At 74.1% G+C, this 11,026-nt stretch carries 13 protein-coding genes; 9 read left to right on the forward strand and 4 right to left on the reverse strand.

Annotated elements, in window-relative coordinates:
* The coding region (locus ACFQ3T_RS29775; protein WP_380728253.1) for an ROK family protein at positions 1 to 436 on the forward strand (436 nt) is incomplete at its 5' end.
* 6 nt (positions 437 to 442) lie between these two features.
* Here the strand turns inward: ACFQ3T_RS29775 and ACFQ3T_RS29780 are convergent.
* Positions 443 to 1,798, reverse strand: coding sequence for an MFS transporter (locus tag ACFQ3T_RS29780; RefSeq protein ID WP_380728255.1), 1,356 nt, complete (start codon positions 1,796 to 1,798; stop codon positions 443 to 445).
* A 207-nt stretch (positions 1,799 to 2,005) separates the two neighbouring features.
* Between ACFQ3T_RS29780 and ACFQ3T_RS29785 the strand changes: the two genes are divergently transcribed.
* Entirely contained in the window at positions 2,006 to 2,923 is a 918-nt protein-coding gene (locus ACFQ3T_RS29785) for a LysR family transcriptional regulator (RefSeq protein ID WP_380728257.1), read from the forward strand.
* Between the two features lie 70 nt (positions 2,924 to 2,993).
* Here ACFQ3T_RS29785 and ACFQ3T_RS29790 read toward each other — a convergent pair whose 3' ends face one another.
* Positions 2,994 to 3,632 carry a ThuA domain-containing protein gene (locus ACFQ3T_RS29790; RefSeq protein ID WP_380728259.1) on the reverse strand — a complete coding sequence of 213 codons (639 nt, stop codon included), beginning with the start codon at positions 3,630 to 3,632 and terminating at the stop codon, positions 2,994 to 2,996.
* An 11-nt stretch (positions 3,633 to 3,643) separates the two neighbouring features.
* Complete coding sequence (locus tag ACFQ3T_RS29795; protein ID WP_380728261.1) at positions 3,644 to 4,300, reverse strand: TetR/AcrR family transcriptional regulator; 657 nt, start codon at positions 4,298 to 4,300, stop codon at positions 3,644 to 3,646.
* Between the two features lie 101 nt (positions 4,301 to 4,401).
* Here ACFQ3T_RS29795 and ACFQ3T_RS29800 point away from each other — a divergent pair, with 101 nt between their 5' ends.
* The 7 genes from ACFQ3T_RS29800 (at position 4,402) to ACFQ3T_RS29830 (ending at position 10,500) form a co-directional block, all read left to right on the forward strand.
* Positions 4,402 to 5,175 carry an MSMEG_6728 family protein gene (locus tag ACFQ3T_RS29800; RefSeq protein ID WP_380728263.1) on the forward strand — a complete coding sequence of 258 codons (774 nt, stop codon included), beginning with the start codon at positions 4,402 to 4,404 and terminating at the stop codon, positions 5,173 to 5,175.
* Position 5,176: 1 nt separating this feature from the next.
* On the forward strand, positions 5,177 to 5,617 hold the full coding sequence (locus ACFQ3T_RS29805) for a DoxX family protein (RefSeq protein ID WP_380728264.1): 441 nt from the start codon (positions 5,177 to 5,179) through the stop codon (positions 5,615 to 5,617).
* A 90-nt stretch (positions 5,618 to 5,707) separates the two neighbouring features.
* Entirely contained in the window at positions 5,708 to 6,547 is an 840-nt protein-coding gene (locus ACFQ3T_RS29810; RefSeq protein ID WP_380728266.1) for an SDR family oxidoreductase, read from the forward strand.
* Positions 6,548 to 6,678: 131 nt separating this feature from the next.
* Positions 6,679 to 7,107 carry a YciI family protein gene (locus ACFQ3T_RS29815; RefSeq protein ID WP_380728268.1) on the forward strand — a complete coding sequence of 143 codons (429 nt, stop codon included), beginning with the start codon at positions 6,679 to 6,681 and terminating at the stop codon, positions 7,105 to 7,107.
* Between the two features lie 67 nt (positions 7,108 to 7,174).
* Positions 7,175 to 8,437 (forward strand): RNA polymerase sigma factor, encoded by a 1,263-nt coding sequence (locus ACFQ3T_RS29820; RefSeq protein ID WP_380728270.1) that lies wholly within the window; start codon positions 7,175 to 7,177, stop codon positions 8,435 to 8,437.
* Between the two features lie 247 nt (positions 8,438 to 8,684).
* Positions 8,685 to 9,905 carry an MFS transporter gene (locus tag ACFQ3T_RS29825; RefSeq protein ID WP_380728272.1) on the forward strand — a complete coding sequence of 407 codons (1,221 nt, stop codon included), beginning with the start codon at positions 8,685 to 8,687 and terminating at the stop codon, positions 9,903 to 9,905.
* 64 nt (positions 9,906 to 9,969) lie between these two features.
* Positions 9,970 to 10,500 (forward strand): GNAT family N-acetyltransferase, encoded by a 531-nt coding sequence (locus ACFQ3T_RS29830; protein ID WP_380728274.1) that lies wholly within the window; start codon positions 9,970 to 9,972, stop codon positions 10,498 to 10,500.
* Here ACFQ3T_RS29830 and ACFQ3T_RS29835 read toward each other — a convergent pair.
* On the reverse strand, positions 10,497 to 11,026 hold a 530-nt coding region (locus tag ACFQ3T_RS29835; protein WP_380728276.1), incomplete at its 5' end, for a helix-turn-helix domain-containing protein. The two genes, ACFQ3T_RS29830 and ACFQ3T_RS29835, sit on opposite strands and share 4 nt — an antisense overlap.

Below are 11,026 nucleotides of genomic sequence, written 5' to 3' on the forward strand. Positions count from 1 at the left end.
GCTGGCGAGCGCGGCCGGGCTGACCGGCCGGTCGCGGTCGGTGTCGTCCGACTTCGCCGCCGTGAGCCGGGCGGCACGGCGGGGCGACCCGTCGGCGACGGCCATCCTGGAGCGCTCGGCGCGGTACGTCGCCGTGGCGGCGCGGACGCTGGCGAACATCATGGACCTGGAGGTCCTGGTGCTCACCGGGCCGAGCTTCGCCATCGCCGGCTCGGTCTACCTGCCGGTGGTGCGGGACGAGCTCGACCGCGCGTTCTTCTCCCGCGCGGCGCACGGCGTCGACGTACGGCTGTCCCGTTCGGCCGCCACGGCGTCGGCGATCGGCGGGGCGGCACTCGTGCTGCAGTCCGAGCTCGTGCCGCTCCACGAGGGCCTGAGGCTGCCGGAGAACCTGTCCGACTCGGAACCCGCCGCCCTGCCCGCCTCGGACGCCTGAGCGGCCTCAGCGCGGGGAACGCGGCCGGAGGGCCAGGACCACGGCCAGGCCGACGGCCACGAGCAGGGCGGCGACCGCGAACGTCCGGTGCGTTCCGCGGGCCACGTCCGCCGACGCTGCCGCGGTGACGTCACCGGTGGCGGAGCCGAACACCGCGCCCATCACCGACGCGCCCGTCATGAGACCGAGGTTCCGGGAGAGGTTCAGCATGCCCGACACCACGCCGCGCCGGTCCGGCGCCACGTGCTTGATGACCGCGGTGTTGTTGGCCGCCTGGAACAGCGCGTAGCTCGCCGTGACGGCGACCAGGGGCACGACGTATCCGAGGACACCGGCCGCCACCGGCACCACGGCCAGCACCGCGGTGCCGGCGATGATGCCGGACAGCCCCACGACCACCACGACTCCGGTCCCGGAACGGTCGGTGGCCCGGCCGGCCGGGACGCCGACGAGGGCTGCCACCACCGGGCCCGCCGACATCACCAGCCCGACCAGTGCCTGGTCGAGGCCGAGCGCCAGGGCCAGGTGGAAGGGGCCCACGACGAGGGTCGTCATCAGGACCGTCGAGACCAGGGCGCTGGTGGCCAGGCCGGCGGCCAGGACGGGGTCGCGGAAGGTCGAGAGGGCGACCAGCGGGGACGACGCCCGGCGCTCGGCCGCGACGAACAGGACGAGGCCGATCGCCGAGGCGGTGAGCAGGCCCGCGGCGACCGGGCCGAACGGGTCGTCCCCCACCGTCATCGCCAGCGCGTAGGCGCCCAGGGTGACCGCCAGCAAGGCCATGCCCACGACGTCGAACCGGGGGCGTGCGGCGCGCGGCGTCGGCGCGGGGCCGGGCAGGACGCGGTGCGCGAGCACGTACGCGAGGACGCCGAGCGGCACGGCGGCGAGGAAGATGGCGCGCCAGCCGAACGCCGCGATCAGGACTCCGCCGAGGGACGGCCCGAGCGCCGTGCCGACGGCCGACATCGTGCCGAGCAGCCCCATGACCCGGCCGGTCCGGTCCGGCGGCACCGTCTCGCCGACGAACGCCATGCTCAGCGCCATCATGCACGCGGCACCGGCCCCCTGGAGCGCCCGGCCGGCGATCAGCACGGGCAGGTTCGGCGCGAGACCGCACAGCAGCGTCGCGAGGGTGAAGACGGCTACGCCGCCCAGCAGCAGCCGACGCCGGCCGGCGAGGTCGCCGAGCCGCCCGGCCCCGACGATCACCGTCGTGAGGGCGAGGAGGTAGGCGATCACCACCCACTGCACCTGGTTGAACGGGGCGTCGAAGGCCGTCGCCACGGCCGGCAGGCCGATGTTGGCGACGCTGGTGCCCAGCGCGGGCAGCAGCACGGACAGGGACAGCGCGGTGAGCACCCCGGTCAGTGGCGGGCGGTGCTCCGGCGGCGCCGGTGGGGTTGCCGGTGTCAAGGCGGTGGTCGCTTCCTGGAGTCGGTGCCGGTCGCGGTGGACGCCGGTCTCACCGAACGTAAGGCGCGTTCCGACCTGGCGGAAGGCGCAAAGATGGCAAGCCACTTGTGCACGGGACGCCACGTCACAGAGCGTTCGTGAGATCGTTCGGGTATGGCGCGACCTGACCTGAACCTGCTGGTCACCCTTGACGTCCTGCTCCAAGAGGGCAGCGTGACGCGGGCGGGGGAACGGCTGGCGCTCAGCCCGTCCGCGATGAGTCGCGCGCTCGCCCGGCTGCGGCGGGCCACCGGGGACCCGCTGCTGGTGCGGGCCGGCCGGGGGTTGGCGCCGACGCCCCACGCGGTGGCGATCCGCGACCGCGTGCGCGAGCTGGTCCGGGAAGCCGAAGAGGTGCTGAGGCCGGCGGAAAGGCTGGACCTGGCGACGCTGGAGCGGACGTTCACGGTGCGTTCCAGCGACGGGTTCGTGGAGGGGTTCGGGCCCGCGTTGGTGGCCGAGGTGGGCCGGACGGCGCCCGGCGTGCGCCTGCGGTTCCTCCGGAAGGCCAAGAAGGACGTGGTGCGCCTGCGGGACGGCCTGGTGGACCTGGAGACGGGCGTCGTCGACCGCGCCGTCCCCCCGGACGTCGTGACCGCGCCCCTCTTCACCGACCGGTTCATCGGGGTGGTGCGGGACGAGCACCCGCTCGGCACGGGGACGGTGACCGCCGCCCGGTACGCCTCCGCGCGCCACGTGCACGTCTCCAGGCGCGGCCTGGGGGAAGGGCTGGTGGACGAGGCCCTCCACGCGACGGGCCACCGGCGGACCGTCGTCACGGTGGTCGACGGCTTCGGCGCCGCGTTGGCGCTGGCGAACGCCTCCGACCTGGTCGCCACGGTCCCGGAGCGCCACACCGCGCCCCTGCGGCAGGGGATGCGCGCGTTCGAGCTGCCCTTCCGGGCACCCGAGGTGGTGGTCTCGCTGCTGTGGCACGTCCGCTTCGACGCCGATCCGGCGCACCGGTGGCTGCGCGCCCGCGTGCTCGACGCGTGCCGCGCCGACGACGCGGCTGACGACCCCCAGGGCTGACCGCGACAGGTTGACCGGCGACAGGGCTGATGGCGACAGGGCCGGTGCCCGGGAACGCGCGGGCCGGACGTCAGCCGGCGGGCCGGGCCGCCCAGAGGAGGCCGCGCTCGACCAGCGTCCGGACCGGCGGCAGGGCGAGGTCGGCCGGGAAGTGGCCGATCGTGCACGCGAAGACCCGGCCCGCGCCCCACCGGCGCGTCCACACCGCGGGCACGGTCAGCGGCGCGTGCCAGAGCGGGTCGGCGGCGAACGTCGTCGTGGCGTGCACGTCGTTCAGCCCGTCCGTCAGCACCCAGTACTGCTCGGTCCGCAGCGAGAACCCGGACAGGCCCGCCACCACCGGGTGCGTGGACGTGATGTCCACCCGGTGGTCCACGACATCACCGGGATGGGCGACGAACTGACCGCCGACCAACCGCATGTACTCGCGGGAGTGGCGGAACGCGTCCACCAGGCCGCCGTGCCACCCGGCGAGCCCCGTCCCGGACCGCACCGCCGCGTCGAGGCAGGCGAACTGGTCGTCGGTCAGCACGCCGTCGCTCCAGCACTGGACGATCAGGTCGTACGCACCGAGGCCGGCGTCGTAGGCCTCCAGCGAGTCGGACACGTCGACCTCGAAGCCCGAGGAGCGCAGGAACGGCAGGAACGAGTCGGTGGCCTCCACCGGCGAGTGCCCGGCCCAGCCACCGCGAACCACGAGTGCCTTCACGGGGGAGCACCCTAGGCGTCGGCCGCCCGCGCCCGGGCGACGAGTCCCACCAGTTGGTTGACCAGGCCCTCGGTCAGGCCGTCGCGGAACAGCTCGTCGGCCGGCGGCGCGCCCAGCTCCGCCAGCACCGCGGCCACCGTGTCGGTGGGGTTCGCGTGCGGCCAGAGGCCGGCCGTCAGCACGAGCACGACGCCGGCGAAGTGCCGTGCCGCCGCGTCGTCCAGCTCCGGCACGCGGGCGCGCACGAGGTCGGCCAGCCGTGCCGTGCGCGCGGTCGCGCGGCGTTTGAAGGCGCGGGCGCAGTCGACGGAGATGTTCCGCTCCAGCACGCCCGCCATGCCGCTGATCAGCTCGCACAGGAGCCGGCGGCGCACCAGCGACCCGGCGATCGCGCTCGCGACGTCGACCGCGCCGTCGGCGGACGCCAGGTCGGCCTCGACCTGGTCCAGCCAAGCGCCCCACTCCTCGTCCAGCACTTCGAGGAAGATCGCCTCGCGGCTGTCGAAGTACCGCAGGACGTTCGACTTCGCGAGCCCCACGCGCTCGCTCAGCTCGCGCAGGCTGATGTCGGCGACGCGCCGGTCGCGCAGCATGGAGCACGCCGTGTCGAGGATCGTGCGCCGCCGCTGCTCCACCTGCTCGGGTCGCCTGGCGCGCTGGAACTCCACCGGGGCAACCTAACAGACCGGCGGTCTCTTGCCAGCCCGTCCGGGGCACGACCACCCGGTCCGGGCGCTTGACCACCGTCCACGCGGGGTAAGCGGCACGGGTGCAGACGTTCCTGCCGTGCGCCACCTTCGGCCGCAGCGCCGCCGTCCTCGACTCGCGGCGGCTCGGCAAGCAGCGCGTGGAGACGTTGCAGGTGCTGCGGGCCCTGGTCTGGCCCGAGTACGGCTGGAAGCACCACCCGGCGGTCGTCATGTGGCGCGGCTTCACGCCCGCGCTCGTCGCCTACGGGGCGGCGGTGTGCGACGAGTGGCGTCGGCGTGGCCACCGGGACGGGGTGCGCGCCGTGCTGCTGGAGTTCACGGGCGGGCGGGAGCCGACGTGGTCGTGGTGCCTGGCCGAAGGCCTCCTGCCGCCGTGGCTGGGTGACGAGGAGCTGCACCGCAGCCACCGGTCCGCCCTCCTCCGCAAGGACCCGGACTTCTACCGCCCGCTGTTCCCCGACGTGCCGGACGACCTCGACTACGTGTGGCCGGGCTCGGTGTTCCCGGTGGACGTCCCCGAGACACCCGGCCTGGTCGCGTGCCGGCTCGACCTGCCCCCGCTGCCGGACGAGCACCTGCCTCCGGCGCCGCCGCTCGACCACCGGCCCGGCCCGTCCGTCGCCCGTGCGCCGACCGAGGCCGACCTCGACGCGATGCGGGCCGAGGCGACCGACCCGCGACCGGTCCGGTTCTTCCGCCGCGGCCAGCCGCTGCCGCCCCCGACCAGCCGTTTCACCGTCCAGCTCGACTTCCCGGAAAAAAGTTCGGCGGACCTGTCGATCCGGCGCGACCCCGTTCGTCGTGTCAGTGAGACCACCGAGAAGGGGAGCTGAGATGACCACCACGACCGACACCCGCCCCGCCGCCACCTCCACCGCGACCAAGCGCAACGACCTGGTGCTCGCCGCCTTCCGGATCGTCGTGTCGTTCCTCTTCGGCTGCCACGGCCTCCAGGGCCTCGGCTACCTGGGCGGCATCGACGGGCAGGGCGCCGCGGTGCCGTTCGGCTCGTGGCCGGGCTGGTACGGCAGCGTCATCGAACTGGTCGGCGCGGTCCTGGTGCTGGTGGGCCTGGCCGCGCGGCCGGTGGCGTTCGTGCTGTCCGGCGTGATGGCCTACGCGTACTTCACCGTCCACCAGCCCGAGGCGCTGCTCCCGATGCACAACATGGGCGAGCTGGCCGCCGTCTACAGCTGGGTGTTCCTGCTGCTCGCCGCCCTCGGCCCCGGCGCCTTCACGCTCCAGCGCGTCCTCCGCCGGCAGACCGCGGGCTGACCGCGCCGAGCGGACCCGTGACGGCGCACCTCCACCCGGAGGTGCGCCGTCGGCGTGTTCAGGCGGCTTGCGCGTGGGCACCCTGCGGGCATGGCCGAGACCCCCATCAAGTACCCCGGTTTGACCGACGACGTCCGCCCCACCCCCGACCACGGCGAGAGCACGTACCGCGGCACGGGGCGGCTGACCGACAAGAAGGCCGTGATCACCGGCGGCGACTCCGGCATCGGCCGGGCCGTCGCGCTGGCGTTCGCGCGCGAGGGCGCCGACGTGCTCATCTCGTACCTGCCGTCGGAGGAGAAGGACGCCCGCGACACCGCGCGCCTGGTCGAGGAGGCCGGGCGCAAGGCCGTCACGGTCCCCGGCGACCTGGTCGAGGAGTCGCAGTGCGCGGCCGTCGTGGCCCGCGCGGTCGAGGAGTTCGGGCGCGTCGACGTCCTGGTCAGCAACGCCGCCTACCAGATGTCGCAGGAAGGCGGTCTGCTCGACATCACCACCGAGCAGTTCGACCGCGTCCTGAAGACGAACGTCTACGCGATGTTCTGGCTGTGCAAGGCGGCCGTGCCGCACATGCCCGAGGGCTCCTCGATCATCACCACGTCGTCCATCCAGGGCTTCCAGCCGTCGTTCCAGCTCCTCGACTACGCCACCACCAAGGCCGCCATCGTGAACTTCACCAAGGGCCTGGCGCAGAACCTCGTCGACCGGAAGATCCGGGTGAACTCCGTCGCGCCCGGTCCGGTGTGGACACCGCTCATCCCGGCCACCATGCCGCCGGAGAAGGTCGAGAGCTTCGGCGAGCAGTCGCCGATGGGCCGCGCCGGGCAGCCCGCCGAGCTGGCGCCGCTGTACGTCTTCCTCGCCTCGTCCGAGTCGAGCTACATCACCGGCGAGGTCATCGGTGTGACCGGAGGCTCGCCGATCACGTAAAAGCGCTGGTCGACGGCCTGCGGAAAAATCTTGGAAAAACCTCGGCCGCCGTGTCGATCCACGACCCCGCTCGTTCGTCGCTCAGGTACGGGCCAGGATGGACGGCCGAGCGAACCGACAGGGAGAACGACATGCGTTTCATGGTGATCGTGAAGGCGAACGAGGACAGCGAGGCGGGCGTCCAGCCGACCGCGGAGCAGCTGAACGAGATGGCCGCGTTCAACGAGGAGCTGGTGAAGGCCGGCGTGATGCTGGCCGGCGAGGGCCTGCACCCCAGCTCCAAGGGCGCCCGGGTCTACTTCTCCGGCGACAAGCGCACCGTGGTCGACGGGCCGTTCACCGAGACCAAGGAGCTGATCGCGGGTTTCTGGCTGATCGAGGTCAAGTCGCTGGAGGAGGCCGTGGAGTGGGTGAAGCGGGTGCCGAACCCCACCGGCGACGAGTCGCAGATCGAGATCCGGCAGGTCTTCACCGAGGACGACTTCGTCAACGCCTCGCCCGAGCTGAAGGAGCGGGAGCGCGAGCTGCGCGCCGAGCAGGAGTCCCGCGCCAACGGCTGACCCGCGGGCGGCACGCCACGCCGTTCCGCTTGCCGCCGCGCATCGGTAGCTGATCTGATCCGTCCCCGTGACGGCTACCGATGCGCGGCGTGCGGTGGAAGCGGTGTGGCGGATCGAGTCCGCCCGCCTCATCGCGGGGCTGGCACGGATGGTGCGCGACGTCGGCCTCGCCGAGGAGCTGGCACAGGACGCCCTGGTCACGGCGCTGGAGCAGTGGCCGGAGCACGGCGTGCCGCGCAACCCCGGCGCGTGGCTCATGACGGCGGCGAAGAACCGCGCCGTCGACCTCATCCGGCGTGACCGGAACTACCGGCGCAAGTTGGAGCAGATCGGCCGCGACACCGGCGCCGACCACGTGCCCGACGCGGCGGCCACCGTCGGCGAGATCGACGACGACCTGCTGCGCCTGGTGTTCACCGCCTGCCACCCGGTGCTGTCCACCGAGGCGCAGGTGGCGCTGACGCTGCGGATGCTGGGCGGCCTCACCACCGACGAGATCGCCCGCGCGTTCCTGGTGCCCGAGTCGACGGTGGCGCAGCGGATCGTCCGGGCGAAGAAGGCGCTGGCCAAGGCCGGCGTGCCGTTCGAGGTGCCGGCGGAGGACGAGCGGGACGCGCGGCTGGCGTCGGTGCTCGGCGTGATCTACCTGATCTTCAACGAGGGCTACTCGGCCACCGCGGGCGACGACTGGATGCGCCCGGCGCTGTGCGAGGACGCCCTCCGGCTCGGCCGCGTGCTGGCCGGCCTCGTGCCGCGCGAACCCGAGGTGCACGGGCTCGTGGCGTTGATGGAGATCCAGGCGTCGCGCGCCAAGGCGCGGATCGGGCCGGACGGCGAGCCCGTGCTGCTGCTGGACCAGAACCGGGCCCGCTGGGACCAGCTGCTCATCCGCCGCGGGCTGGCGGCGTTGGAGAAGGCCGAGTCGCTGGGCGGGGCCGCCGGCCCGTACGCGTTGCAGGCGGCCATCGCCGCGTGCCACGCGCGGGCCCGCGTGCCGGAGGACACCGACTGGACCCGGATCGCCGGCCTGTACGAGGCGTTGTCGCTGGTCGCGCCGTCCCCGATCGTGGAGCTGAACCACGCGGTGGCGATCGGGATGGCGTTCGGCCCGGAGGTCGGGCTGGAACTGGTGGACGAGCTCGTGGACGAGCCCGCGCTGAAGGGCTACCACCTGCTGCCGAGCGTGCGCGGCGACCTGCTGGCCAAGCTGGGCCGGGACGGCGAGGCGCGGGCGGAGTTCGAGCGGGCGGCCGGCCTCACCCGCAACGAGCGGGAGCGCAAGCTCCTGCTCGACCGGGCCGCCGCCTGCGGCGCCTCCCAGCCGTCCTGACCGCCCGTCGCCCTGAGCCCTGCCGCCTGCCTGACCGCCGTCGCCCTGCCTGACCGCCGCCGCCCGGACCGGCCGCCGTCGTGACCACCGCCCCTGCCTGACCGCCGCCCTGGCTGACCGCTGCCGCCCTGAGCGCCGCCGTGCCGGTGATCGACGCCGTGCCGGGTGTGCTTGGCCGCGGGCGTGCCTGGCGGGCCTCGGTGCGGCCTGAGCGGCGCATGGCAGGGTGGCTGTGGGGGGTGATCGAATGACCGACACGACGTTGCGGGGCCATCGGGACTTCGTCCGCTTCTGGGCGGCCGACACGGTGTCGTTGGCCGGCACGCACATCACCACGCTGGCGTTGCGCGCGGTGGCGGTGCTGACGCTCGGCGCCACCGCCACCGGAGTCGGCCTGCTGGAGGCCGCGCGGTGGCTGCCGTACCTGCTGTTCGGGCTGCTCGCGGGCGTGGTCGTGGACCGGCGACGGCGGCTGCCGATGCTGGTCGGGGCCGACTTCGCGCGCGCCGCCGTGCTGGCGCTCATCCCGCTGCTGGCGTTCACCGGGACGTTGACCATGCCGTCGCTGATCGGCCTGGTCGTGGTGTTCGGGACGTTGTCCCTGTTCTACGACGCGGCGCACCAGTCGTTCCTGCCCCGGCTCGTGCCGGGCGCGCGGCTGGTCGACGCCAACGCCCGGATCGAGCAGACCCGGTCGGTCGCGCAGGGCGTCGGGCCGTTCCTCGGCGGCGCGCTGGTGAAGCTCGTCGGCGGACCCCTGGCAATCCTCGTGGACGCCGTCTCGTACCTGGTGTCCGGTCTGCTGCTGGCCCGGCTGCGCACCACCGAGCAACTCGACCCCGCGCCGCGGCGGGACCTGCGCGGCGAGATCCGGGACGGGCTGCGGTGGGTGTACCGGCACCCCGTGCTGCGCCCGCTCGCCCTCACGTCGCACCTGTGGTTCCTGTTCACCGCGGTGGTCACCACCTGCTACTCCGTGCTGGTGCTCGACGTGCTGGGCTTCGACGCGTTCGAGTTCGGCCTGACGTTCGCCGTGGGCGGGCTCGGCGGGCTGATCGGCGCGTCGCTGTCCGGTCGCGCGGGCCGCCGGTTCGGGGTCGGGCCGACCATCCTGGCCGGTCGCTGGCTGACCCCCGTGGCGTACGCGCTGGTCCCGCTGGCCACGTCCGGCGCGTCAGGCTTCGTGCTGCTGTGCGCGGCGCAGTTCCTGTTCTTCCTGGCCATCGGCCTGGACGGGCCGGTGGAGATGGGCTACCGGCAGGCGATCACCCCGGACCGGATGCAGGGCCGGATGAACGCCACCATCCGGTCGGTCAACCGGGGCGTGATCGTCCTCGGCGCGCCGCTGGGCGGTGTGCTGGCCGACTGGGTCGGCCTCCGGACCGCGCTGTGGCTCGCCGTCGCGGGCCTGGTCGGCTCGGCCGTCGCCATCACCGCGTCCGCCGCCGTCCGGAACGCCGAGGTCTGACGCCGGGGTCTGACGCCGGGGAACTCGACACCGTGGGAACCTGACGCCGTGGAGGTGTGACGCCGTGGACCTGCGTGCCGCCAGGGCCGCCGACCTGGACCAGGTCGGCCGGCTGGACGACTCGTTCACCACCGGCGCGGTGTTCGAGGTGGACGCCGGGCCGGACGGCTTCCGGCTGCGCGAGACGCCGGTCGACCCGCCGCTGCGCAAGGTGTTCCCGCCGGACGACGACCCGGGCGGCACGGTGTTCGTCGCCGCCGACGGCCCGCGGGTGCGCGGGTTCGTGGCGGTCGACGTGGAGGACTGGCGCCGCCGGCTGGTGATCCACCAGGTCACCGTCGCGCCGCAGCACCGCGGGCTCGGCATCGGCCGGACGCTGCTGGAGCACGCGCTGGCGCACGGCCGTGAGCACGGCGCGCTCACCGCGTGGCTGGAGACGTCCACCGTGAACGTGCCCGCCGTGCGCGCGTACCGGCGGATGGGTTTCGCCCTGTGCGGGCTGGACACCACGTTCTACCGGGGCACGCCGGCCGAGGGCGAGACGGCGCTGTTCTTCGCCCTCGCGCTGGACCGCCCCGGGCAGGACGCGCTCTAGCAGGACGTGACGGGCGGCAGGTTGCCCGCGACGTACGCGCCGGGCGGCACGCCCATCGTCGCCCGGAACTCCGCGATCAGGTGGGCCTGGTCGTAGTACCCCAGCTCGGCGGCCAGCCGCGCCCACTCGCCCGCCCTGCCCCGCGCCACCACCCGGCGCACGCGGTCGACCCGCGCGAACCGCTTGGGCGACAAGCCGACCGCCTCGCCGAACAACGTCCGCAGCCGCCGTTCGCCGACGGCGAGTTCCCGCGCGGTCTCCGCCACCCCGCGGGTGCGCAGCAGCCGTGCCGCCGCGTGCACGAGGTCCGAGCGGCCCGGTTCGACCGACGCGAGCCGGTCGAGCAGCGCGGCCCGCAACGCGGCCTCGTCGGTCACCCGGCTCCCCCACACGTCGCTCAGCGGCACCTTGCGGTCGACCAGCTCGTCTACCGGCACGCCCAGCACGGCCTGGGCGCGCCCCGGCGTGAGCCGCTCGCAGGTCCGCCGCGCCGGCCGCCCCGCGTGGTAGCCGGCGCGGTCGCGCG

Source organism: Saccharothrix hoggarensis (genome assembly GCF_042678885.1).
Taxonomy (GTDB): Bacteria; Actinomycetota; Actinomycetes; order Mycobacteriales; family Pseudonocardiaceae; genus Actinosynnema; species Actinosynnema hoggarensis.

Coding starts and splice junctions, on each gene's coding strand:
- ACFQ3T_RS29805 (WP_380728264.1), top strand. CDS start 5,177: ATGACCACCACGACCGACACCCGCCCCGCCGCCACCTCCACCGCGACC.
- ACFQ3T_RS29825 (WP_380728272.1), top strand. CDS start 8,685: ATGACCGACACGACGTTGCGGGGCCATCGGGACTTCGTCCGCTTCTGG.
- ACFQ3T_RS29815 (WP_380728268.1), top strand. CDS start 6,679: ATGCGTTTCATGGTGATCGTGAAGGCGAACGAGGACAGCGAGGCGGGC.
- ACFQ3T_RS29810 (WP_380728266.1), top strand. CDS start 5,708: ATGGCCGAGACCCCCATCAAGTACCCCGGTTTGACCGACGACGTCCGC.
- ACFQ3T_RS29785 (WP_380728257.1), top strand. CDS start 2,006: ATGGCGCGACCTGACCTGAACCTGCTGGTCACCCTTGACGTCCTGCTC.